The organism is Sporosarcina obsidiansis, assembly GCF_009651005.1.
In the GTDB taxonomy this organism is placed as follows: domain Bacteria; phylum Bacillota; class Bacilli; order Bacillales_A; family Planococcaceae; genus Sporosarcina; species Sporosarcina obsidiansis.
On sequence record NZ_WHVW01000013.1, the window covers coordinates 1 to 23,387 of the forward strand.

The following is a 23,387-nucleotide window of genomic DNA, read 5'->3' on the forward strand; positions in this document are numbered from 1 at the left end:
CTGTATGATTATGCCAAACTGAAATAGTTACAGTTAAATTAAAAGTCCTTCTGCTTATGTAAATTATAAGCGAGCGTATCTAAATATTCCATAGTCGTTTTCCTATAGTTTCTTATAGTAATAATCGGTGTTTCCCCCTGATCATCTCTCTCTAGTTAACAACCTTTTCTTCTGAACAAGTAGCTAACGGTGCGCAGGCGATGAGCTGACCGGTTGTCAAAAAGATTTCACAAACAAATGGCGCGTAATCTATACGCGGGTTTGGTACGATAGAGTGGGAAAGTTGGCGGGAACAACTATAGACCCTCATCTTTCTACTATTCCTTATCATAAAGGAGGAATTATGTTGGGGACGGATGTAAACATATTTTTCGCGTTCGGAGCTGGTTTTTTAAGTTTTATTTCTCCGTGCGTTTTACCACTATACCCGGCCTTTATATCGTATATTACCGGAATGTCACTCGATGACCTAGGTGATAAATCAAAAGGAATGAGCCGTGCCGGTATTTTACATACGCTATTCTTTTTACTTGGATTCTCGGTCGTCTTCATCATCTTGGGATTCAGTACATCGTTTATCGGATCGATATTCTTGCAGTATCAAGATTTGATCCGTCAACTTGGCGCTATTTTCATTGTCATCTTCGGCTTAATGACCGTCGGATTATTTAAACCTGAATTTCTAATGAAGGAGAAAAAACTGCAATTCAAGAATCGCCCAGCCGGTTACCTGGGTACCGCGCTTATTGGATTGGCGTTCTCGGCAGGATGGCAGCCTTGTATGGGCCCGATTATCGGTGCGATCATTTATCTAGCGGCTTCAAATCCGGCGTCTAGTATGCTGTATATGATGTTGTATGTTCTTGGGTTTGCGATTCCCTTCTTCTTCTTATCCTTCTTTATAACAAGAATCGGCTGGATCCGCAGACACAGCATGAAGATCACTAAAGTTGGCGGATACATGATGATTGCATTCGGCATTTTGCTGTTCTTTAATGGGATGGTATATTTAACTAGCCTGCTTAGCCCGATTTTCGGTGATTTCCAAGGCTTTTAATGGTGGGTATTGAGCAGAAAGGGGTGTACTATGCAGGAGATTCATTCTTTTGATGAGTGGCAACGCGTACTAAATGAAACGAAGCGATTTTTATTGTTTGTGAAAACTAATCATTGTTCGGTTTGCGAGGGCCTTTACCCTCAAGTGGCGGCGCTCGAAAGTCGTTATCCTTTTCCTTTTTATCGGGTAAACGCAACAGAAGTTCCTGAACTGGCTGGACAGCTAGAGCTATTTACGGCCCCTGTTGTCCTGCTAATCCATCAGAAGAAAGAATGGGCTCGTTTTGCTCGTATCGTACCGATGGGTGATCTAACGAGACGGATGGATGAATTGGTTGAGTGGGGGAACGTAGAAGATGCTTAAGTTACAAGAGTTTGTCGATTATATTTTCACAAGTATCCCACCGATTTATTTGATTATCGGCTCTACCGTGATTTTCATTGTCATGACGACATTTGTCTATACGATGCGGGCAAAGGCTTCAAATAAGCCGATTCAAGTAAAAAAAATCATTCTACCACCGCTATTCATGTCTACAGGAATGTTGATGTTTTTGTTTACTGAATTTCAAGTTCCGTGGGCGCAAGTAGTGGAAGCCAGTCTGGTAGGGCTAGTGTTCTCTATCTTTCTAATTAAAACGACGAAGTTCGAAAGGAAGGAAGATGGGATTTATTTAAAGAAATCTAAAGCGTTCTTAGTCATTCTGTTCAGTTTGTTGATCCTACGAATGATCGGAAAAATTGTGCTCAGCAATACAATTGATGTAGGAGAGCTGGGAGGCATGTTTTTTATACTTGCATTCTCAATGATTTTGCCGTGGAGAATCGGGATGCTCGTAAAATATAAACAGCTTGAAAAGAGTTCGAAATAAAAGCAATCCGTCCAGATCATCGAAATTGATCAAAGGACGGATTGCTTTTTTCGTGTTAGACAAATAAGTGTTCATACGGCTGCATATCAACTTCCATTTCAGTTAGCTTTTTGCGGAGGAAGTTATGATCCCGCTTTGGTGTCGCTAAAATATACCCTTTAATAATATGGTCAAATTCAATTGTCTTTGCTTGGTCTTCTAAAGCAATTTGCCCGATTTTAGAAGCGATTTTTTGTTTTGCCACATCACGGAATAGTTCAGGGACTGGTGTAACTAGTTCATTCAATAACCCTTTGGCTTCATGATTCCATAAATGCAGAGATTCGTTGACATAATGTTCTTCCCAATCTAGCGTAGACTTGCCGTCTTCTTTTGGAAATACTTTCAGGAACTTTCGAAACATAAAGAATCCACCGATTGCAAATAGACCAATTAGTACAACGCCCCAAAACAGGATAAACCACATAAATAGGTCTTGCACTATTATTCACCTCTTCCATTCTATGCTCTATTATAAAAGCATTTCTAAAAAATTTCACTAACAAAGTATCCTTTTCGTTCTTTCATTCTATATACGGGATGAAAGGAGGTGATTCATATGGCAGCTTCATTGGAATTCAATCAGGCAGCAGGTAAAATTCACTTCAACGCAGGGACGAATGAAAAAGGCAATATCATTCGTAAAGTCAAGACGTATCAAAACATCACAAGACAATCGTCTGCAGCTAATTTGCATGTAGCTTTTACGCAACTAGCATCTCTATCTAGCTACTTGATGATTAAGGCAGAGAAAGTCGTAACTGAGGATATTCAAAATGACTAATGAAAAAAGGAGGAGTTAGCACATGGCCAAATTATTGGAATTGAATTTCCTTACAGCAACTGAAACACCTGTAAAGTTGACAGTTGATGAACCGCGGGAAGATATCACAGCGGAACAAGTAGAGTCGGTCATGCAACAAGTGATCGATAGCGGTGTATTTGTGGTAGAGGAATCACCGCTTGCTCATATCAAGAGTGCACGGATTGTCGAGCGGGATGTTCGCGCGCTATTGACTCGTTAATATGGCAAGAAGACCGGCATTTCAGTGTTCTACTGGAAGCCGGTTTTTTCACATGATAGAAAGGAGGGATGGACCATGGAGCAATGGCTACAACTCATCCAGGATATCGGGTTTCCGGTTTTTGTATCGTTTTACCTGTTACACCGTTTGGAAGTAAAGCTAGAAGCAATCCATGAAGTTCTCTCCGATATTAAAAATCGCTGAACTTCATCAGAACTTCATGAAACCGTCAATGTTTAGCCAAAGAGAAATTGCCCTTCGCCTTGTGTGGGTTACAAACTTTCGTTATGATAAAGTGACTATTATAAGGTGGAGGAATTAACTATGTATAAAAAGTTTTTTATGCCGCTAACAATCATTATGGTACTCCTGTTGAGTGCGTGTGGCGGTGGATTCAAACCAGACCACAAGTATAAAGTAGAACCATTTGAATTTACCAATCAAAATCATGAGACTGTCTCGAATGAAGATTTGAAAGGATCTGTTTGGTTAGCGCAGTTTGTTTTCACAAAATGTACAAGTGCTTGCCCTCCGATGATGAGTAACATGGTGGAACTGCAAGAGAAATTGGGGGAAAAAGGTATAGAAGACTATAAAATCGTCTCCTTTAGCGTTGATCCAGAAGTAGATACACCGGAGGCGCTAAAGACATATCTAGAGGCGTTTGGTGCTCCAGATGAAAGTAAGTGGGAAATGCTTACAGGTTATGATATGGAGACGATTGAAAAGCTAGGTGCGTCTTCATTTAAACAAATCGTCAAGAAAGTCCCGAATGATGTTCTTCACGGAATTTCCTTTGGTCTAGTCAATCAAAATGGTGAAGTGGTCAAACTATATGACGGGCTGAATGATGTTCCTTATGATACAATCGTAAAAGACATGAAAGCGTTGATTAAAGAAGGCAAATAAACGCGGGAAGAGGTGAGGCAATGAAGAAAAAGAAGGTCAGTCGGTCTGTCCGTATAAAAGTCGCCTTCTTGATCTTATTAATTCCCGTTGCCGTCACCGTCTTCACGATTGCGGCCATTCTTTGGACAAGCATTGAGAAAAGTGATGTCATTCGGAAGTCTGCTTCTACGTTGCTGAGCATTCAGGACCGGCAGACAGGAACCGTCATACCTGAAGAGTTTATCCCGATCTATATAGCAGCAGGAGAAGAATATGGGATCCCTTGGACACTTCTTGCGGCTCATCATCGAATTGAGACTCGCTTCTCTACAATGTCTACGGATGTTTCTCCCGCTGGAGCAGAAGGGCCGATGCAGTTCATGCCTTGTACATTTGTTGGATGGGGTTATCCTGGTTGCAAAGATCTCGGTAAAGGGGATATACCGGATAAAGATAAAACGAACCCCGACATCATAAAGAAATACGGGGGATACGGTGTGGATGCGAACGGTGATGGAATTGCTGATCCGTTTGATATTGAAGATGCGATTTTTAGCGCAGCCAATTATCTATCTAAAAGCGGTGCGGCAGACGGTGATATAGAAAAGGCAATCTTTCATTACAATCACAGTGAAACCTATGTAGAAGATGTTCTCTGGTATTTTAATGAATTTGAAGAGCAGCGAAAGCAATCGGGACAACAAGCAAAAAAATAAAACGTGGAGAGACCCGGCTTGGGAACTCTCCACGTTTTTTATTGTCTAATTTAAGATGCTCTGCGCATACTTTTCATAATTAGGCTTACAATAAATACAAGAACAATGGCACCGATTAATGCTGGGACGAAGTAGAAACTAGAGATTTGTGGACCCCATTCACCTAAGAGTGCACCACCGATCCATGCACCAACGATACCTGCAATAATATTACCGATAATACCGCCTGGAATGTCTCTACCTACAATAAGGCCAGCTAACCAACCGATAATCCCTCCAATAATTAAAAACCAAATAAAACTCATGTCTTTCATCTCCTTTAAAATGTGTATATAGTACGTGCTTATTATTTGTATTACCATCTTTTTAATACGTGAAACATTTTTATTTTAATTGGCCAAATAAAAAAGTTCATACAGGATTTTTCCTGCAGAACTTTTAGGAAATTAATGAGCGATGATTGTTGCACCTAACGTATTTTGAAAATGAGATAAAGCCCAGTCGTGTCCTGCTGGATTGAAACTAGCTACGCCGCCTTGATGGACGAAGATGTTGTAACCCAAATTGTAAGCATCCACTGCGGTATGTAAAATGCAAATATCTGTGCAAACACCGGTCAAGTGAATTTCTGTGATTCCTCTAGAACGTAATTGAATGTCTAAGTCCGTCCCCGCAAATGCGCTGTATCTCGTTTTGTCCATCCAAATGATCTCATCGCGATGTGCTGTATATAGGTCATGCATCTTACCATATAAACTCCTACCTGTAGTTCCGCGGATATTATGAGCGGGGAACAAGGCACTTTCGGGATGATAGGGATCGTTTATTTCATGAAGATCATTAATGACAAAAACAGGTTGATGTTGTTCGAGAAAATGCTCTGTTACACCTGCTATATAATCTTCCAAAGCGATGCCGGGTTCTCCACAAGTTAAAGCTCCTTCTATAGCTACAAAATCAACGGTATAATCAATGACGAGCAATACTTTTTTCATTTGAACCATCTCCTTTCCACCTATTTTGTCATAAATACATTTGAATATCTAGACATATGTCAAGACAGATCAGCGAAACAGGTTTTATAATTATTTTGTAGAAAATTACATTTCTATTTAAAGGGATAATATGGTTAATATCTATTGATAATTGTAATTTTATTAGAAAATTGCATGCTATTTGAGAATGAGAAATACTAATTGAGAATTCTTAATGATATTTGATTTAGTCATTACTTTTTCTTATGTCATCCTATAAATATTATGTATTTTACTATTCTTCTTTGCTATACTATGATGGAGTAGAGGAAAGATGTGTATTTATAATCTTTCAGTACATAAAGGAGGAAAACAAATTATGGCAAAAAGCAATCTACACAATAGCCGCCAGTCTTTCGAAGTAAATGGAAAGACGTATAACTACTACCGTTTAAAAGCTTTAGAAGAAGCAGGTCTTACAAACGTAACTAAACTTCCTTATTCAGTGAGAGTATTACTAGAATCTGTCCTTCGTCAGCACGATGGATATGTTATTAAAGATGAGCACGTAGAAGACTTGGCGAAATGGGGATCTGTAGTGAATGCAGATGCTGAAGTTCCATTCAAACCTTCTCGCGTAATTCTCCAAGACTTCACAGGAGTACCTGTAGTTGTTGACCTTGCATCTTTACGTTCTGCAATGAATGAACTAGGCGGAGATCCAAACGAGATCAACCCTGAAATTCCAGTTGATCTAGTAATTGACCACTCTGTACAAGTTGATAGCTATGGTACACCACAAGCTCTTCAAATGAACATGGAGCTTGAATTCGAACGTAATGCTGAGCGTTACCAGTTCTTAAGCTGGGCACAAAAAGCATATAACAACTACCGCGCAGTACCACCTGCAACAGGTATTGTTCACCAAGTAAACTTAGAATATCTTGCTAACGTTGTTCACGCTGTTGAAAACGATGAAGGATCATTCGAAACATACCCGGATACATTGGTAGGAACTGACTCCCATACAACAATGATCAACGGGATCGGCGTACTTGGATGGGGCGTTGGTGGTATCGAAGCGGAAGCAGGAATGCTTGGACAGCCTTCATACTTCCCAATTCCTGAAGTTATCGGTGTGAAATTGGTTGGAGATCTTCCAGACGGAACAACTGCGACTGACTTGGCACTTAAAGTAACTCAAATCCTTCGTGCACAAGGTGTTGTAGGTAAATTTGTTGAATTCTTTGGCCCTGGCGTTTCTAAATTGCCACTTGCTGACCGTGCGACAATTGCAAACATGGCGCCTGAATACGGTGCTACTTGTGGATTCTTCCCGGTGGACGAAGAAGCATTGAACTACATGCGCTTAACAGGCCGCGATGAAGATCATATCGCAGTTACAAAGCAATACTTGATCGAAAACGATATGTTCTTCACTCCTGAAAAAGAAGAGCCGACATTCACTAAAGTGGTAGAAATCAATCTTAGCGATATCGCTGCAAACCTTTCAGGTCCTAAACGCCCGCAAGACTTGATTCCATTGACTGAAATGCAACAGTCTTTCAAAGACGCAGTTGTAGCTCCAGAAGGAACACAAGGCTTTGGGTTAACACCAAAAGAGCTTGAGAAAAAAGGTACGATCAAGTTCGAAGACGGACGTAAAGTAGAACTGAAAACTGGTGACGTTGCAATCGCAGCCATCACTTCTTGTACCAACACTTCAAACCCTTACGTAATGTTAGCGGCTGGCTTGGTTGCAAAGAAGGCTGTTGAAAAAGGACTTGAAGTTCCTGCATACGTAAAAACTTCATTGGCACCAGGTTCAAAAGTCGTTACTGGCTATTTGAACGCGTCTGGTCTAAATGAATATATGGATAAAATCGGATTCAACACAGTAGGTTACGGATGTACTACATGTATCGGTAACTCGGGTCCATTGCTTCCTGAAATCGAAAAAACAATCGGTGACGAAGATCTTCTAGTAACGTCTGTCCTCTCAGGTAACCGTAACTTTGAAGGCCGCGTACACCCATTCGTTAAAGCGAACTACTTGGCTTCCCCTCCATTAGTTGTTGCTTATGCACTAGCTGGAACAGTGAATATCGACTTCGCTAAAGATCCAATTGGACAAGATAAAGACGGTAACGATGTATTCTTCAAAGACATCTGGCCTTCTACTCAAGAAGTTAACGATGTATTGAACGCAACGGTTACTCCTGAATTGTTCCGTAAAGAATATGCTCGTGTATTCACGGAAAATGAAGCATGGAATGCAATCGAAACGACTGACGATTCTCTTTATGATTTCGATGAGTCTTCTACTTATATCCAAAATCCACCGTTCTTCGAAAACCTTTCGAAAGAACCGACTGATATCCAACCACTTGAAGGCTTGCGTGTAATCGGTAAGTTCGGTGATTCCATCACAACTGACCACATTTCACCAGCCGGAGCAATTGGTCTAAACACACCTGCGGGAATCTACTTGCGTGAAAATGGCGTAGAGCCACGTAACTTCAACTCTTACGGTTCACGTCGTGGTAACCACGAAGTCATGATGCGCGGAACGTTTGCGAATATCCGTATTCGTAACCAAATCGCTGCAGGCACAGAAGGTGGTTTCACAACATACTGGCCAAACAAAGAAGTTATGCCAATCTATGATGCGGCTATGAAGTATCAGCAAGATGGTACTGGTCTTGCAATCCTAGGTGGTAAAGACTACGGAATGGGATCTTCACGTGACTGGGCAGCAAAAGGTACGAACTTGCTAGGAATTAAAACAGTTATCGTAGAAAGCTTTGAGCGTATCCACCGTTCGAACCTTGTGATGATGGGTGTACTTCCACTTCAATTCATCAATGGTGAAAATGTTGAATCTCTAGGCCTAACTGGTGAAGAAGAAATTTGTGTTAATATCGCTGAAGGCGTGAAGCCACGTTCTATCCTGAAAGTTATTGCGAAAGCTCCAGACGGTAAAGAAACTGAATTTGAAGTATTAGCTCGTTTCGACTCTGAAGTTGAAGTAGACTACTACCGTCACGGCGGAATCCTTCAAATGGTTCTTCGTAACAAATTGGCAGCAAAAGTAAAATAATTGAACATAAAAGGGTGTCCGACCATGTTGGGCGCCCTTTTTTCTTTATTTCAGGATGTTATCGCAAGCAATGTCATTTTTCGTTCGCTATACTAAAGGGTGAGGTGATGATGTATGTTCAACAGTGAAAAGGAAATAGAAGTCCGCTACGCGGAAACGGATCAAATGGGTGTGGTGTATCATGCCAACTACCTCGTTTGGATGGAAATCGGGCGTACAACGCTCATTCAAGACCTAGGTTTCCAATATGCTCAGCTAGAGCGGGACGGCTATCTATCGCCGGTTACAGAGCTATCTGTGAAGTATAAGACATCGATTACATATGGAGAAACCGTTACAGTACGCACATGGGTAGAGTCACATGGTAAGTTGCGTACGGTCTATGGCTATGAGATTTTGCATGCAGATGGTACCATCGCGGCTACCGCTACTTCAGAGCATGTTGTCGTAAAAAAAGACAGTTTTCGACCCGTTTCATTACGGAAAATTCATCCGGAATGGGACGCGAAGTATACAGAAATTCAGCGAGGAGAAAGTTGATGGCATTTGGTATTACTCGTCAGGAATTGCAGGCGTGGAAAAGAGCAGTAGAGCGGGGAGAAATTGCTTTTTTAACGCATTATTGGCTCGATGAACGATTTCCAGCTGTCAATACGGTTACCAAGGTGGGGTGTCATGATATGGATAAGCTGGTCGACTGGGGGAAAAAGTACGACTTGCGTCAAGAGTGGATTCATAAAAGAGACCGTTATCCCCATTTTGATCTAATGGGAGCACGACAAGTAGAGATACTGAAACAGGAACAACGATTGGAGCAATTAACACGATTTAAAAATGGTACGCATCACTCATCGTAAGAGTGATGCGTACCATCCATCAGTCGTCATTCAACTAATTGATTGTAGTGAAAAGCTAGTTCTTTGTTAGTAGGATCTGTATCGACATGTAAATTATGCTTATCAAAAAACCAAAGATCACGTTCTTCTACATAATAATGGATCCCATCTATTACGGTTTCTATTGCGATTTCGTCGGGATTCTCTTTCGTGATGCCCAATGAAAACCCATCGTGCAAAGGACTAGAACCTCCATAGCGCGCAAAAAACCTTACATAATCGCCTGAAGTGGCATCCATTTCATGCTTGAACCAATGAACTGCATTTTCAGACACGTTGATATTCATGATACAATCCGTCCTTTCTTTGTGTATGAACATCTTTATAACCACTTAATTTTAGGTTCAGTTCCTTCTTTGATTCGGCTAATATTAGCTCGATGGCGATAGAATATGAAAAAGCCCATTAACGTAACGACTAAGAACAAGTAAAGATCTCCAGTCATTAAGTAATAAATCAAACAGTAAATTGGACCGAGAATTGACACAATGATAGAAGTTAATGATACCATTTTTGTTAGCTTTAATGCGATCAAGAACGTCACAACGACTAAGAGAAAAATTGGCCAATTATACCCTAGTAGGACGCCTCCGGACGTAGCAACTGCCTTCCCGCCTCTCAAATTAGCAAATAGCGGGAATATATGTCCGATCACGGCTGCTACACCCAGAAGCAATGGGTGAATCGTTGTCTCATGAAAATAAGGTAGCAAAGGCAATAAAACGGCAGCCGTCCCTTTTAAGATATCTAGCAACGTAACGACAATTCCTGCTTTTTTCCCAAGCACTCGAAATGTATTGGTGGCACCCATATTTCCGCTACCGTGCTGTCTCACGTCCGTTTGATAAAAAATTTTCCCGATCCATAACGCAGAAGGGATCGAACCAAGCAGGTAGGCTGCCAGAATAATTATCGTATTTTCCATAATGAACCCCTTTTGCATGATTGATTGTTTGCATTAAGTTTAGCAGAAGAGGTAGTTCTGGACAATAACAGATTTACATAGGTATTTTAGCCTCCTATAAAAGAAATGTCGGAGTATGTCGTTCATGAGGTTGTCATGGTTTCCGCATTGCAATCCTCACATTTCTTCTATACAATAGGTTGAGCTGAAACAAAACGTTGATTTGACAAGGTTTATCAGAAGATGTATGATCAAATTAAGAGAACATTTGTTTGACGGGGGTTTCATTTTGGGGAAACAGAAAATACAAAATACGTATGATGATAGTTCCATTCAAATTTTAGAAGGATTAGAAGCTGTCCGTAAAAGACCGGGAATGTATATTGGTTCCACGGATACCCGAGGGCTTCATCACTTAGTTTACGAAATAGTCGACAATGCGGTAGATGAGGCATTAGCAGGCTATGGTACGGAAATTGACGTGACGATTCATTCAGACGGAAGTGTCAGCGTTCGAGATTATGGACGAGGCATGCCGACAGGCAAACACCAGTCAGGGAAGCCCACTGCCGAAGTCATTTTAACTGTGTTGCACGCAGGGGGGAAATTTGGACAAGGTGGCTATAAGACAAGTGGTGGCTTACATGGTGTAGGTGCATCTGTCGTCAATGCCTTATCTGAATGGCTGGAAGTAACGATATATCGAGATGGCAAGAAGTTTCGACAGCGCTTCGAAAACGGTGGACAACCGGTTACGACGCTAGAACAGATCGGCACAACGAAAGAAACAGGTACGAACATTCAATTTAAACCGGATCGGACTATTTTCTCAACAAGTAAGTATCAATATGACACACTAGCTGAGAGATTACGTGAGTCGGCCTTTTTATTGAAAGGACTAAAGATCACTCTGCAAGAAGAAGGTACCGATAAACATGATGTGTTTCATTATGAGTCTGGAATTGAAGCATTTATTCAGTATCTGAATGAAGAGAAGGATGTCTTGCATGACGTAGCGTACTTAGAAGGGGAAGTCGAAGGGATAGAAGTAGAATTCGCTTTTCAATTTAGCGATGGCTATGCAGAAACGATTCTTTCTTTTGTCAATAATGTTCGCACAAAAGATGGTGGGACGCACGAAACAGGTGCCAAGGCCGCAATGACTCGTGTGGTGAATGAGTATGCTCGAAAAGCAGGATTATTAAAGGAAAAAGATAAAAACTTAGATGGCGCAGATATCCGAGAAGGGATCGCAGCGATCGTTTCTGTTCGTATACCGGAAGAAATTCTTCAGTTTGAAGGCCAGACAAAAGGAAAGTTAGGGACAAGTGAAGCCCGGACTGCAACAGACGCAGTAGTGTCTCAAAAACTGTTGTACTTCCTGGAAGAAAACGCAGAATTGAGTGCGAATCTTGTTCGTAAAGCGATACGAGCGCACCAAGCGCGTGAAGCAGCCAGAAAAGCAAGAGAAGATGCGCGGTCCGGAAAAAAGCGAAAAAAATCAGATACGTTATTGTCAGGAAAACTGACACCTGCACAATCCAGAAACGCTGCTAAAAATGAATTGTACCTAGTGGAAGGTGACTCTGCAGGTGGATCAGCGAAGCAAGGCCGTGACCGTACGTTCCAAGCGATTTTGCCACTACGTGGTAAAGTCATCAACACGGAAAAGGCGAAGCTCGAAGACATCATGAAAAATGAAGAGATCAATACGATCATCCATGCAATTGGTGCAGGCGTCGGAGCAGATTTCCAAATCGAGAATGCGGCATACGATAAAATTATTATCATGACGGATGCCGATACTGACGGTGCTCATATTCAAGTACTATTATTGACATTCTTTTATCGTTATATGAAGCCTTTGATCGAAGCTGGAAAGGTATATATCGCCCTACCTCCATTATTCAAAGTGTTCAAAGGATCAGGCAAGAGTGAAAAGTTGGAATATGCTTGGACTGAAGATGATCTGGAAGAAGCGATGAAGAAAATCGGTAAAGGCTATATGTTGCAGCGCTATAAAGGTCTTGGAGAAATGAACGCGGACCAATTATGGGAAACTACCATGAATCCAGAGACGCGCACGCTGATCCGCGTGACAATCGAAGACGGTGCGAAGTCAGAACGACGCGTGACGACATTAATGGGGGATAAAGTAGAACCTCGTCGAAAATGGATTGAAGAAAATGTCGATTTTGGCTTAATTGAAGAACATAATATTTTAGATAATGCATTTATACATGTTGAGGGGGATATGGAATGACCCATTCAGAAACTTTTCAAGATCTGCCCTTAGAAGAAGTGATTGGCGACCGATTTGGGCGTTATAGTAAATATATCATTCAAGACCGTGCTATCCCAGATGCCCGAGATGGGTTAAAGCCTGTTCAACGGCGAATTTTATATGCGATGTTCCATGAAGGGAATACGCATGATAAAGCGTTCCGTAAGTCGGCCAAAACAGTGGGTAACGTCATTGGTAACTACCATCCTCACGGGGATACATCCGTGTATGATGCGATGGTTCGAATGAGTCAGGATTGGAAGCTTCGGCATGAAATGATTGATATGCACGGAAATAACGGGTCGGTTGACGGCGATTCAGCTGCTGCGATGCGTTATACGGAAGCTCGTTTATCCGCAATTGCTAGTGAAATGCTGCGTGATATCCGCAAAGAGACAGTAGATTTCGCACCAAACTTTGACGATACGGAGCTAGAGCCGACTGTATTGCCAGGGCGCTTTCCGAACTTGTTGGTCAATGGTTCGACCGGTATTTCAGCAGGATATGCAACGGATATCCCGCCTCACGCCTTGCATGAGGTAATTGATGCGGTATTGATGCGGCTGAAAAATCCGGATGTGAGCGTCGAAGAGTTAATGACGGTCATTCCGGGGCCAGATTTTCCGACGGGTGCCATTATTCAAGGAACAGACGGCATTCGAAATGCTTATAAGACAGGTAAGGGACGTTTCATTATCCGAGCCACGTGGGAAATAGAGCAATTAAAAGCTGGGAAAACACAAATTGTGATTTCTGAAATTCCTTACGATGTGAACAAAGCAAACTTAGTGAAGAAAATGGATGAATTGCGTCATGATCGGAAGCTTGACGGGATTGCGGAAATTCGGGATGAATCCGACCGGACAGGTTTGCGAATTGTGGTGGAATTGAAAAAAGACATGGACGGCAATGCGATCATGCAATATTTATTGAAGCATACGGATTTGCAGATTACGTATAACTTCAATATGATTGCGATTGCAGGCAGACGACCGATGCTCATGTCGCTTCCGATGCTACTCGATGCGTATATCGATCATCAAAAAGAAGTCATCACGAGACGCTCAACGTATGATATTAGAAAAGCAAAAGATCGATTACATATCGTGGATGGCTTAATGAAGGCTTTATCTATACTGGATGAAGTCATTAAGACGATTCGGGCATCAAAAGATAAAAAAGATGCAAAACAAAACTTGGTTAATGCGTATGAGTTTACGGAAGTTCAAGCAGAAGCGATTGTATCTTTGCAGTTATATCGTTTAACAAACACAGATATAACAGAACTGCAAAAAGAAGAAGAAGAGCTACGTGCATTGATTGGAGTCTTAGAGGAGATCTTAGCAAGTGAGTCAAAGCTTGTAGCTGTTCTTGTAAAAGAGATTAAAGCGATTCGCAAACAGTTTTCTGAGCCACGTCGTTCAGTAATTGAAGAGAAAATTGAAGAATTGAAAGTGGATTTGGATATTTTGGTACCGAGTGAAGAAGTCATGGTATCCGTCACAAAAGGCGGCTATATTAAGCGTACCAGTATGCGTTCTTATTCAGCTTCTAACGGTACAGGTCAAGAAATGAAGGAATCCGATTATAATTTATTGGAATGTGCGATGAATACGCAGCATCATCTCTTGCTGTTCACATCACTCGGCAATTATATCTATCAGCCTGTCCATGAGCTTCCTGACATTCGTTGGCGTGATTTAGGGCAGCATCTATCAAGTATAGTCGGACTGGAGCCACAGGAAGAGCTGGTAGACGTAATCGGCATCGAAAGCTTTGACGAAAACTTGAGTATTTTGACGGCTGCATCAAACGGCAATGTGAAATTATCCAAGCTGACAGATTTCCAAGTGCAACGCTATAATCGCTCATTTAAAGCAATGAATGTGAAAAAGGGTGACACACTCGTAGGCGCTCAGGTGGTAACAGGCGATGAAGACATGTTATTAGTGAGTAAACAAGCGTATTCACTGCGTTTTCCATTAACGGAATTAACGATTACAGGTATCCGAACGAGTGGTGTCAGAGGGATTCATTTGAAGCCAGAAGATGAACTTGCAGCGTTTGAAGTGATTACGGAGCAAACGAAGAATATTTTCATTGTGACGCAGCGTGGATCAGTAAAGAGAATGAATATTTCAGAGTTTGAAGTCAGTTCAAGAGCACTTAGAGGTGTAACTGTGCTTAAAGAATTAAAATCCAATCCGCATCGAATTGTGGATATGAAGACTGTGAAAGACGATGAACAATTTATATTGCTGACGACGAAAGATCAAAAAGTTGAAATTGATCCGATGACGTTAAAGAATACAAATCGTCAATCTAATGGAAGTTCTATTGTGGATGATGTGAAGGATGGAAAGATTGTTCAAGTGGCTACGATGAAGAAGGAAAGTAAATAGAAATATAAAAATGGATCGCGGGCTTCATAGGTTTGTGATCCATTTTACTATGATTTGAAATGAGAATATTCGTTCTACTTTCTTTATGGTGTTATACTTTATCTTAAGATGAAAAGTACGGTGGGAAGCTTGTATAAAACTGTTGGCGTGAGAATATAAAGGGGGAAGTCATGACAGTATTCGGCATGGATTTTATCTAGCACCGGATTTGGAGATGGCTAAACGTTATACGGAAACCATGATTGGATTTAAAAAAGAAATGGAACATGAGTTCAATTTTAGCGAGGATGAGTTAGTTCCAATAGTAATAGAATATGAACTTGTTAATCCGATAGCCGAGCATTTATTCATTGATTCTAATTTGAAAACTACATGTTTTACAAGCTACACAGAGGATTTCGCTCGTTTCACTTTGAAGAATCGGTTACAACCTCAAACAAGAGTCCATGATTTCGATTTAATATGAAGTATTTTAACTGACAAAATTAATTTAAAGCAACCCCTGTTATTTTAATCCATACAGGTAGGTTGCTTTTTTATTCGTTATAAAGCATACCTGTTATGCTAAAGATTCCCCGGTCGATTCGGCATATAACTTAGCTATTTTGTGTTTTTTTTACAATAAAACAATTGAATCGAAGTTAGTAAGTATGAAATGTAGGCTTTTACTAAATGGGGAGAGAAAGTCCTTTTTTCCTCAGTGAAATCCCCACTAACTCCAAAAAACTACACAACACTCCGAGCAACGCGATCTGCTATCTCACAAAAAGTTTTAACAAGAATGGATTGGTCACTTCTCCGATACGTAATTCCCATCGAGACAAGCGGTAACTGTGGAATGGACTCAATGTAGACGACTTCTTGTGTATGAAGGTTCATGGTCGATTGAGGGACAATGGCGATGCCGATCCCCGCGGCAACTAAACCAATGACTGTTTGAAATTCGAGCGCTTCTTGTTGGATGACAGGGTGGCATAGACCTAGAATTTCGGTGTAGAGGCCGGGCCATGTTCTTGGTGATAATAATACGAACGGGTATGGTTTTAAGTCGACCAAAGTAACTTTACTTAATTCGAGTAAGGGATGTTGTTTTGGGACCGCGAGTACGCAAGGATCAATAGAGACGATTTCGGTGTTCAGTGTGTCATCGCGGACTGGCGGTCTTAGGATGCCGACGTCGATTTCGTTCTGTCGTAACGCTTCGAGTTGAGCAGGCGTAGATAATTCAGAAAGGTGAACTTGGACGTCGGGAAATTGTTGTCGGAATTCCCGTAAAACGGCGGGGAGAATATCATAGGTTGCGGAACCAACGAATCCTACGCGCAAACATCCAAGTTTTCCAAGATGAATCCGTTTTGCATTTTCGACAGAACTTTCTAGGTAATCGATAATTTTGACGATATCCTGATAGAATTGTTGTCCTGCCTCCGTTAATTCAACACTCCGGTTTGTTCGATGAAATAGTAGAACCCCTGCTTCTTTTTCCAAGTTTTGAATTTGCATACTTAATGGCGGTTGTGTAATATGTAAACGTTTTGCCGCGCGACTAAAATTTAATTCTTCTGCCACGGCTATAAAATAGCGGAGCTGTCTTAATTCCATTGTTGCGCCACCAAATTTCTAATAATTCGAAAAACGTATCGTTGTTATATGAATTATATACTTCACGAATGATGACTAGCAAGCTAAACTTATAGATATCAATCGAATGGAGGAGATGTCATTGTCAACAAATGCACACGCGGGAAAATTTTCTGTTGGGGAAGCTGTGGAAAATTGGACGGGTGACGCGCAATTTTTGGAGTATACCAATGCGGCAGATCCGATTGGAAGCGGAATTATCAGTCGGATACCTGCCAAAGAATTTAGTCCGGATCTTTATCAATCTGGTGAAACGAGAATCGTCACATTAGACCTAAGTGAGGAATTAAAAACAGATTACTTGGCGACAAGTCCTTCGCTACTTGCACAATTTATACGCATTAATGCGAGTGATTCCATTCAAACGGAACCGAATGCCACGAGTGAACTTTACTATATTATTTCAGGTGCCGGGCGCACGGAAGTAAATGGGGAAAACATCGACTGGAAACAAGGGGATTTTATCACATTGCCATCCGGATCGACCAGTATTCATACGGCGGTGGAGGATGCAACGATTTATTATATTGTAGACACGCCACTTCTTGACTATTTAGGCGTAAAGGCGACAGAGGCCCGTTTCAAACCGACGTTATACACTGCGGAAATGGCGAAAAAACATTTGGAAGAAGTGGTGAATGCCCCGGATGCGCATTTAAAAAATCGTATCTCCATTTTGTTGAACAATGAAAAGTTCGATCAAACCTTAACGATTACCCATGTGTTGTGGGCCATGCTCGGCATTGTACCGGTTGGATCCAATCAGGCTCCCCATAGCCATAAATCGGTTGCGCTCGATTTTGTCGCGTATGCGGCACCTGGCACATATACATTAGTTGGCGATCAAATCGATCCGGAGACCAATGAAATCATTGATCCAATTCGCATCGACTGGGTGACAGGCAAAGCATTCGTTACACCGCCAGGGCTTTGGCATTCTCATCATAATGAATCGAGCGAAGCGGCTTATATTATACCCATTCAAGATGCCGGCTTGCAAACCTATTTGCGCACACTCGATATTCAATTCACGCATTATGATGAAGCCTAATGCGCGCTGTTAAGTTTTGTGAAAACAACCTTCGCAGAACCGCATCTGACCAGGCTAAGAAAACTCTTGAAAAGGATTATTCAGAACTTGTGAAGGTCTATGAAACGGGATGCTTCAGACGCTGTCTTCGCTGTAGAATCAAACCGTTTTGCCAGATTCAATTGCAAACTATTGAAGCGGAGGATGCGGAGGCATTGGTGGAAAAGGTCCTTCAATATGTGAACGAGAAATCGTATCTGGTTGATTAATAATTATGAATGCTTACTTTATAAGTTGAAAGAAATAATTAATGAACGTAATGAAAGACGACGAACAGTTTAAATTATTGACGACAAAAAATCAGAAAGTTGAAGTTGATCAGATGTCAATGAAGAATATGAATCGACAATCTAGAAAGTTCGCTCGTGGATGAAGCGAAAGATGGAAAGATTGTTCATGTTGCTACGATAAAAAAGAAACTAAATAATAAAAAGGATCGCAAACGATGAGTTTGCGATCCTTTTTATTAATTTGTAGAAATAAAGGCGACTCACCAAGATAGGTTCTTGATAACATACGAAGTGTTAGGCTTTAATATACGATTTAAAATCCGATACTAAAACTGACTGAGCAAATAGAGAAAGGTGTATCTTGAAATGAAAGTTCAATCTTCTACTGCAATGGGATATTTTAACACGTTGAAAAACCAAGAAGGACAGGAGCAAAATATTTCAAATTTGTTCTTGAATGAGGATGATAAAAAGAATAACAAGCCAAAATTCGTGGTTAGAAATGAAGGGGGATATATACGTAACTATATAATAAAAGCAAATGGAGATAAAATTCTTTTGATGGAGACGAAACAAACAGAAGCTCAGGAAGGCATAAAGTCTGATGAAGCAAGCGTTCTAATCGACACAGCTCATGCAATGCTGATGAAACAGCTCGAACAGTTATCGAATCCTATGCAGCAAAAGAAACAGGCAGCTTGGGAAAAAGAAAACGGAATTTCCAAATATATAACTAGTATCTAGGATAGAAGGAGAGATTAACGTATGACAATAAATACCGTAATGTCTTCTCAATCACACCCTTTATATTCAAAAAGTAATGCTATGAAAATTGCAGAAACTAGAGACACAGTGTTTACTATATCGGACTCAGTAGCTATTGAGCAAAGAAATTCCTCCTCAGTATATGAAGAACTTTCGAATAAATATAATGTACGAAATGCTACTTTTGGCGAGATGACTGAAATAGCTAAAGAATTATATCAGTCAGGAGAAATTTCTTTTGGTGAACTTGCCGTCCTAACATTTGATCGTGACAGGGCCACAAACTACTTGATGCACGCAGCAGGAAGAAGCGTTTCGCCTGATTTTAGCATGTATCATCATCAGCTACCAGTGAAGGTAAAAGGGATTGGATTGCTGAGATAGGTGCAAGAACAACAAATGATTTCAAGTATGGAAACTTAGTCGGGTATCAAAATAATTCAAAAATACTTACGATGTTGAAAAAACTGGATGCTACCAACAGATAAAGTTCTTCTTTCTGATAAAAGGAAAAGTAATTTACCAAGTGCTAGCACACCGGAAACAAGGTACTGCTAGTTATGCTTTTTCTTTAACTGTCGAATAGGTTCCTTTGTACGTTTACGGGCACAATTATTGAACAAAATTATGCAGGAATCGAGCCATTTAATTGAGTAAAGTGTACTAAACTAGAGGAAAGCAAGCATTATAAACATAACTAAATCATTATAAGAAGGGAGATCATAAAATGTCAAAAAATATCTTAATGAGTGATCCAAGAGTTTCCGCTATAAGTGTTCCATTTTCTAAAGAACCATTTGTCGATCTTGTTAACTTTGATTCAGAAATTGTTGTGGATCCATCTCTTTATAGCAGGACTCCTTACTTTTCCTTTGTCCGCCTTTCGATAGCTAAAAAGCTTGTTTTTGCTAAAAAATATCTTCCGAAAGATATTCGATTTTTAATAAAGGAAGGATATAGACCTTTACATATCCAAAAACTAGCTTTCGAGCGATCTATTCAACGCGTAAGAGAAAATTCCTCGAATCAGGATTTAGATCATCTAATTGCTGAGGCATCTAAGTATGTTGCCCCTCCAAATGTAGCTCCTCATCCAACAGGTGGTGCTATCGATATAACCTTAATTGATTCAAATAATAATGAATTAGATCTCGGTACGATTTTTGATGCTATACCACATGAAACTGATAATGCAACTTTTTTTGATGCAACAAATATCACGGAACAAGCAATTTATAATCGTCAAGTTCTCGCACATGCTCTCCAGTCTGTTGGTTTTGTTAATTACTTTACAGAGTGGTGGCACTGGTCATACGGTGATAGATACTGGGCTGTTATGACTGACGTGAATCAATCACTTTATGATCCTGTTTCAGAACAGGATTTATTGAATCTATTACAAGAGGCATAAATCATATCTAAGAGTAAAGTGGTAAGACCAGTACAAGGAATTATTTCTTCTTGAGCCATTTCTAAACGGGTACTTTAATCGTACAACGTTAGACCAGAAAAGGGTCAGATAGTTTATACACTGCTTTACCGAAATAGGAGTCAGTTGATGAAGAACATTGTTTATTTTAAACCTACACACTTTGAAGAGATAATTTATCGTGGAAGGAATCAAGATAGTGACGATTTTAATAGGAGACGGAGATTGAATTATGCTTGATGTAGGGAGTTTTCTATTGTTGACTATTGTTTTATTATCCATGTTTCTGTTTGATTTAATAATGGGTTATTTATTAAAGGTTAAGAGAAACAAACCTTTCTCATAAAGAAACATAAAAAAATTGATCGGACATTCAGAATTATAGCAGTGATAAGCATCTTGTTAGGATATGTTTTAAGCAGCTCGGAGAACCCGATCATTCAGATATGGTTTCTACAACAACCGTGGTTGATTTTGCTTGTTTTTCTATTTGTTATTGAAGTATTTAGAGCAGTTATGGAAAGAAAATATCATGAGGTTCATAATACTTACAAATTAACAGTAGGCAGAATAGTATTCACTCTTATGCTGTTTTTCATCTTGTTAGGGACTGATTTCTTTGGACTGTAATAAGTAAAGACCGTTTCGTTTGAACTAACGGTGCTTTCCTTGGTGAGTATATAGCTAGTGGTGAGGGCGTGAATCTAGGGCAGTATACGCTTAAAGAGGGGGATTTCATCACTTATAACCTTAAGTCAGAAGGAAACGGAAATTTGACTATCAACTTCATGAAAACGAACGAATATACTGAGCATGATGGGTATATAGGGGAAACAGGATTAACTGGTAACGCATTAAATACGGAATTTCCTCATCCTATGGTAGTACCAAGCCATTTAGCTGGCACATATTATTTGTTCGTTGGTAACTATGAGGGTAAATCATTGGAAAATATTAAAGGGACGGTTGAAATATCCGAAGCTGTTGAGTGAAAAATATAATATTGCGTTATTTAAAAATCAGTGTCTGGTGACTCTGTATGATAAAACACGTTTCATTCGGATATTAAATGAAACGTGTTTTATGTGGGGGTGTAACATATTATTTTATAGTGAGATTAGTCATTCGGACAGATAGGTAACAGGGCACAATTCTGAATGAGGGTTCGATTCATTGGCAGAAAAGGAAAGAATCTGCTTTGATCAAACTTTATCAAAAGCGATAGAAAAACAGTTCTAAGATTTCGTCTTAGAAGCCATATAGGTGAAAAGTGGATTATAAATATTATATTAAGCGATATCGGTCTCTTGATTTTATAGAAGATAGAATGTGTAAAAGTTGCGTAAAGTAAAGGAGCAGTGGAAATTAAAACGGATATTTTATCTTCACAAAAATATTAATATGAAATAAACATGAGGATCTTGTTGTCTTATTACAAAAAATACGCTTTTGTCTCACTGTCTCAAGTATACTTAAAAACGAAACACAACTTCCTATAATTTATATTATGTTCGGGGCGTTGTATGATCTATATATTTTCTATGTCCCTCATTGACCTTTCACGCTACTCTTCCAAGCGATTTTTATGGTCCTTTGTTTTCACATCACTGAAATCTATATGATCTACACTATATTCAATGATGTCATTAATAAACAACTTCTGTTCCTTTGCTAGCTGCTTAACGGATTCCAGTAGTTCTTTATCATAGGTCGTTTTATATTGAACTCGATCTTTTGGGCGCAAATTTTTATCGTATGAGATGATTTCTTGTGTTAATACATTTCGTAAACCGTTTTCTAATAAATAATTGCTATATGTATCGTATTCTTCGGATAAGTTCTCTAATTGCTGTAAAATCTCTTGACTAATATTTGTACGGAATTTTACCCGAGTTTCATCCGTTGTCTGTATCATCTTGCAATTCACCAATTTCCACATTTGAATTCCTCCTTAGTTACTCAACAAACTCGTGACCAGTTAGTCACGAGTAATTTTTTGAAGTCGATTTGTTTGTTGCAATTCATTTGGATTCTGAACACCCACTGCAAACATGGCCATTCGTAATTCAAGTTCTCTAACTTCCATTGTTTGTATAATACTTTCCACTGAAAAAGTTGCTTCCTTTAAAATGGATCTTCCGAATCCTGCGAAATCTGCGCCTAAAGCGATACACTTTGCTGCATCTACTCCGGTATGTAGACCTCCGCTTGCTATCAGTAGTTTTTCATCGGCAATAGGTGCAATATCTTCAACGGACCTAGCTGTTGGAATACCCCATTCACTGAAAGCGGCTGCTGCTCTTTGTTTGATTGGATCCGTGCGGAATTTTTCCACTTGGCTCCAGGACGTACCCCCTGCACCTGCGACATCAATAAACGAAATACCGACATCGAGCAGTTGTCTAGCTATCGACGGATCAATTCCCCATCCAACTTCTTTAATACCGACTGGAATGCATAAAGCCGCACATAGATTCTCGATTTTTGGTAGTAAACTGCTAAAATTCGTATTGCCTTCAGGCTGAATAACTTCCTGGAGGCTATTCAGATGTAGTACCAGTGCATCTGCATCTGTATACTCGATAATCTGACGGCATTCCGTTACAGAAAAGCCGTAATTCAACTGAACCGCGCCCAAGTTCGCAATAATTGGGATCGTAGGCGCATACTTTCTGAGATCAAAAGATTGCCTGTAGGCCTCACTTTCGATTAACGCACGTGTCGATCCGAGAGCAAGTGCCCAGCCTCTTTGCTCTGCAGCAGTTGCTAAGTTTCGGTTGATGGTTTCGGCGAAGTTAGCGCCACCTGTCATTGAACTAATTAAAAATGGAGCCTTACATTCTTTCGAGAAAAATGTTTGATCTATTTGTATATCAGAAAACGCTAATTCAGGTAATGCGTTATGTATAAAATGAAACTGTTCCAGGCCGGTGGTGATTTCATTTCCTGTGACGTGTTCTTCCAGGACAATCTGGATATGTTCTGCTTTTCGCTTGTTCAATTGCTTGCTCACAGTACTAGCCCCTCTTCAATGAATTAGTGGTTCCTTCTAGTATGGCGATATTCTTTTGTAAAT

General features: G+C 40.2%; 29 protein-coding genes. 21 read left to right on the forward strand and 8 right to left on the reverse strand.

The annotated features are described in order from the left end of the window. The first annotated feature begins 346 nt into the window (after nt 1–346). Genes GD002_RS11200 through GD002_RS11210 form a run of 3 tightly spaced genes read left to right on the forward strand, consistent with a single transcriptional unit; the run spans nt 347 to nt 1,928 of the window. Nucleotides 347–1,057 carry a cytochrome c biogenesis CcdA family protein gene (locus GD002_RS11200; RefSeq protein WP_153732455.1) on the forward strand — a complete coding sequence of 237 codons (711 nt, stop codon included), beginning with the start codon at nt 347–349 and terminating at the stop codon, nt 1,055–1,057. A gap of 30 nt (nt 1,058–1,087) precedes the next feature. After that, nucleotides 1,088–1,420, forward strand: coding sequence for a thioredoxin family protein (locus GD002_RS11205; protein WP_153732456.1), 333 nt, complete (start codon nt 1,088–1,090; stop codon nt 1,418–1,420). Continuing rightward, complete coding sequence (locus GD002_RS11210; RefSeq protein WP_153732457.1) at nt 1,413–1,928, forward strand: CcdC family protein; 516 nt, start codon at nt 1,413–1,415, stop codon at nt 1,926–1,928. Before GD002_RS11205 ends, GD002_RS11210 begins: the two co-directional genes overlap by 8 nt. Before the next feature lie 55 nt (nt 1,929–1,983). Here the strand turns inward: GD002_RS11210 and GD002_RS11215 are convergent, their stop codons facing one another. Then, nucleotides 1,984–2,394: a DUF2621 domain-containing protein gene (locus GD002_RS11215; protein ID WP_153732553.1), complete on the reverse strand. Its 411-nt coding sequence runs from the start codon at nt 2,392–2,394 to the stop codon at nt 1,984–1,986. Nucleotides 2,395–2,526: 132 nt separating this feature from the next. Here GD002_RS11215 and GD002_RS11220 point away from each other — a divergent pair, with 132 nt between their 5' ends. From GD002_RS11220 to GD002_RS11240, 5 genes are all read left to right on the forward strand, one after another. Further along, a complete protein-coding gene (locus tag GD002_RS11220) occupies nt 2,527–2,751 on the forward strand; it encodes a DUF1659 domain-containing protein (protein WP_153732458.1) in 225 nt (74 codons plus the stop codon). Nucleotides 2,752–2,773: 22 nt separating this feature from the next. Continuing rightward, nucleotides 2,774–2,992, forward strand: a complete 219-nt coding sequence (locus GD002_RS11225) for a DUF2922 domain-containing protein (protein ID WP_153732459.1) — start codon at nt 2,774–2,776, stop codon at nt 2,990–2,992. A gap of 75 nt (nt 2,993–3,067) precedes the next feature. After that, nucleotides 3,068–3,196, forward strand: a complete 129-nt coding sequence (locus GD002_RS11230) for a YvrJ family protein (RefSeq protein ID WP_078816612.1) — start codon at nt 3,068–3,070, stop codon at nt 3,194–3,196. 120 nt (nt 3,197–3,316) lie between these two features. Continuing rightward, nucleotides 3,317–3,901 (forward strand): SCO family protein, encoded by a 585-nt coding sequence (locus tag GD002_RS11235; protein WP_153732460.1) that lies wholly within the window; start codon nt 3,317–3,319, stop codon nt 3,899–3,901. Between the two features lie 20 nt (nt 3,902–3,921). Then, complete coding sequence (locus GD002_RS11240) at nt 3,922–4,596, forward strand: lytic transglycosylase domain-containing protein (protein ID WP_153732461.1); 675 nt, start codon at nt 3,922–3,924, stop codon at nt 4,594–4,596. Nucleotides 4,597–4,646: 50 nt separating this feature from the next. Here GD002_RS11240 and GD002_RS11245 read toward each other — a convergent pair whose 3' ends face one another. Both GD002_RS11245 and GD002_RS11250 read right to left on the reverse strand, forming a co-directional pair. Continuing rightward, nucleotides 4,647–4,901 carry a GlsB/YeaQ/YmgE family stress response membrane protein gene (locus GD002_RS11245; protein ID WP_153732462.1) on the reverse strand — a complete coding sequence of 85 codons (255 nt, stop codon included), beginning with the start codon at nt 4,899–4,901 and terminating at the stop codon, nt 4,647–4,649. 141 nt (nt 4,902–5,042) lie between these two features. Beyond that, on the reverse strand, nt 5,043–5,591 hold the full coding sequence (locus GD002_RS11250) for a cysteine hydrolase family protein (RefSeq protein ID WP_153732463.1): 549 nt from the start codon (nt 5,589–5,591) through the stop codon (nt 5,043–5,045). Nucleotides 5,592–5,949: 358 nt separating this feature from the next. Between GD002_RS11250 and acnA the strand changes: the two genes are divergently transcribed. The 3 genes from acnA (at nt 5,950) to GD002_RS11265 (ending at nt 9,527) form a co-directional block, all read left to right on the forward strand. Further along, nucleotides 5,950–8,670: an aconitate hydratase AcnA gene (acnA, locus tag GD002_RS11255; RefSeq protein ID WP_153732464.1), complete on the forward strand. Its 2,721-nt coding sequence runs from the start codon at nt 5,950–5,952 to the stop codon at nt 8,668–8,670. Nucleotides 8,671–8,784: 114 nt separating this feature from the next. Beyond that, entirely contained in the window at nt 8,785–9,210 is a 426-nt protein-coding gene (locus GD002_RS11260; RefSeq protein WP_153732465.1) for an acyl-CoA thioesterase, read from the forward strand. Next, the gene (locus GD002_RS11265) at nt 9,210–9,527 is read left to right on the forward strand and encodes a hypothetical protein (RefSeq protein WP_153732466.1); all 318 of its coding nucleotides are present in this window, start codon (nt 9,210–9,212) and stop codon (nt 9,525–9,527) included. Before GD002_RS11260 ends, GD002_RS11265 begins: the two co-directional genes overlap by 1 nt. Before the next feature lie 26 nt (nt 9,528–9,553). On the opposite strand, the gene GD002_RS11270 is transcribed toward GD002_RS11265, so the two are convergent. Beyond that, the gene (locus GD002_RS11270; RefSeq protein WP_153732467.1) at nt 9,554–9,853 is read right to left on the reverse strand and encodes a HesB/YadR/YfhF family protein; all 300 of its coding nucleotides are present in this window, start codon (nt 9,851–9,853) and stop codon (nt 9,554–9,556) included. A 35-nt stretch (nt 9,854–9,888) separates the two neighbouring features. Further along, on the reverse strand, nt 9,889–10,491 hold the full coding sequence (gene plsY, locus GD002_RS11275) for a glycerol-3-phosphate 1-O-acyltransferase PlsY (RefSeq protein ID WP_153732468.1): 603 nt from the start codon (nt 10,489–10,491) through the stop codon (nt 9,889–9,891). Nucleotides 10,492–10,717: 226 nt separating this feature from the next. Between plsY and parE the strand changes: the two genes are divergently transcribed. Beyond that, complete coding sequence (parE, locus tag GD002_RS11280; RefSeq protein ID WP_228548356.1) at nt 10,718–12,733, forward strand: DNA topoisomerase IV subunit B; 2,016 nt, start codon at nt 10,718–10,720, stop codon at nt 12,731–12,733. Beyond that, the gene (gene parC / locus GD002_RS11285) at nt 12,730–15,156 is read left to right on the forward strand and encodes a DNA topoisomerase IV subunit A (RefSeq protein WP_153732470.1); all 2,427 of its coding nucleotides are present in this window, start codon (nt 12,730–12,732) and stop codon (nt 15,154–15,156) included. The genes parE and parC overlap by 4 nt, the downstream gene beginning before the upstream one ends. A 726-nt stretch (nt 15,157–15,882) precedes the next feature. On the opposite strand, the gene GD002_RS11290 is transcribed toward parC, so the two are convergent. Then, nucleotides 15,883–16,758, reverse strand: a complete 876-nt coding sequence (locus GD002_RS11290) for a LysR family transcriptional regulator (RefSeq protein ID WP_153732471.1) — start codon at nt 16,756–16,758, stop codon at nt 15,883–15,885. Between the two features lie 115 nt (nt 16,759–16,873). On the opposite strand from GD002_RS11290, the gene GD002_RS11295 reads away from it, so the two are divergent. The 8 genes from GD002_RS11295 to GD002_RS11325 all read left to right on the forward strand — a co-directional run bounded on the left by GD002_RS11295 (nt 16,874) and on the right by GD002_RS11325 (nt 21,303). Further along, nucleotides 16,874–17,848, forward strand: coding sequence for a cupin domain-containing protein (locus GD002_RS11295; RefSeq protein ID WP_153732472.1), 975 nt, complete (start codon nt 16,874–16,876; stop codon nt 17,846–17,848). Continuing rightward, complete coding sequence (locus GD002_RS11300; RefSeq protein ID WP_153732473.1) at nt 17,848–18,096, forward strand: DUF1450 domain-containing protein; 249 nt, start codon at nt 17,848–17,850, stop codon at nt 18,094–18,096. The genes GD002_RS11295 and GD002_RS11300 overlap by 1 nt, the downstream gene beginning before the upstream one ends. A gap of 41 nt (nt 18,097–18,137) precedes the next feature. Then, nucleotides 18,138–18,260: a hypothetical protein gene (locus tag GD002_RS18050; protein WP_255425159.1), complete on the forward strand. Its 123-nt coding sequence runs from the start codon at nt 18,138–18,140 to the stop codon at nt 18,258–18,260. A gap of 223 nt (nt 18,261–18,483) precedes the next feature. Further along, nucleotides 18,484–18,861, forward strand: a complete 378-nt coding sequence (locus GD002_RS11305) for a hypothetical protein (protein ID WP_153732474.1) — start codon at nt 18,484–18,486, stop codon at nt 18,859–18,861. Nucleotides 18,862–18,882: 21 nt separating this feature from the next. Continuing rightward, complete coding sequence (locus GD002_RS11310) at nt 18,883–19,266, forward strand: hypothetical protein (RefSeq protein WP_153732475.1); 384 nt, start codon at nt 18,883–18,885, stop codon at nt 19,264–19,266. A gap of 343 nt (nt 19,267–19,609) precedes the next feature. Further along, nucleotides 19,610–20,293: a M15 family metallopeptidase gene (locus GD002_RS11315; protein WP_153732476.1), complete on the forward strand. Its 684-nt coding sequence runs from the start codon at nt 19,610–19,612 to the stop codon at nt 20,291–20,293. A gap of 405 nt (nt 20,294–20,698) precedes the next feature. After that, nucleotides 20,699–20,941, forward strand: coding sequence for a DUF4181 domain-containing protein (locus tag GD002_RS11320; RefSeq protein WP_255425160.1), 243 nt, complete (start codon nt 20,699–20,701; stop codon nt 20,939–20,941). Between the two features lie 143 nt (nt 20,942–21,084). Next, on the forward strand, nt 21,085–21,303 hold the full coding sequence (locus GD002_RS11325) for a hypothetical protein (protein ID WP_153732477.1): 219 nt from the start codon (nt 21,085–21,087) through the stop codon (nt 21,301–21,303). 572 nt (nt 21,304–21,875) lie between these two features. Here GD002_RS11325 and GD002_RS11330 read toward each other — a convergent pair. Together GD002_RS11330 and fni are read right to left on the reverse strand one after the other, a co-directional pair. After that, the gene (locus GD002_RS11330) at nt 21,876–22,250 is read right to left on the reverse strand and encodes an rRNA methyltransferase (protein WP_153732478.1); all 375 of its coding nucleotides are present in this window, start codon (nt 22,248–22,250) and stop codon (nt 21,876–21,878) included. Nucleotides 22,251–22,289: 39 nt separating this feature from the next. Then, nucleotides 22,290–23,324 (reverse strand): type 2 isopentenyl-diphosphate Delta-isomerase, encoded by a 1,035-nt coding sequence (gene fni, locus GD002_RS11335; RefSeq protein WP_153732479.1) that lies wholly within the window; start codon nt 23,322–23,324, stop codon nt 22,290–22,292. Nucleotides 23,325–23,387: the final 63 nt, after the last annotated feature.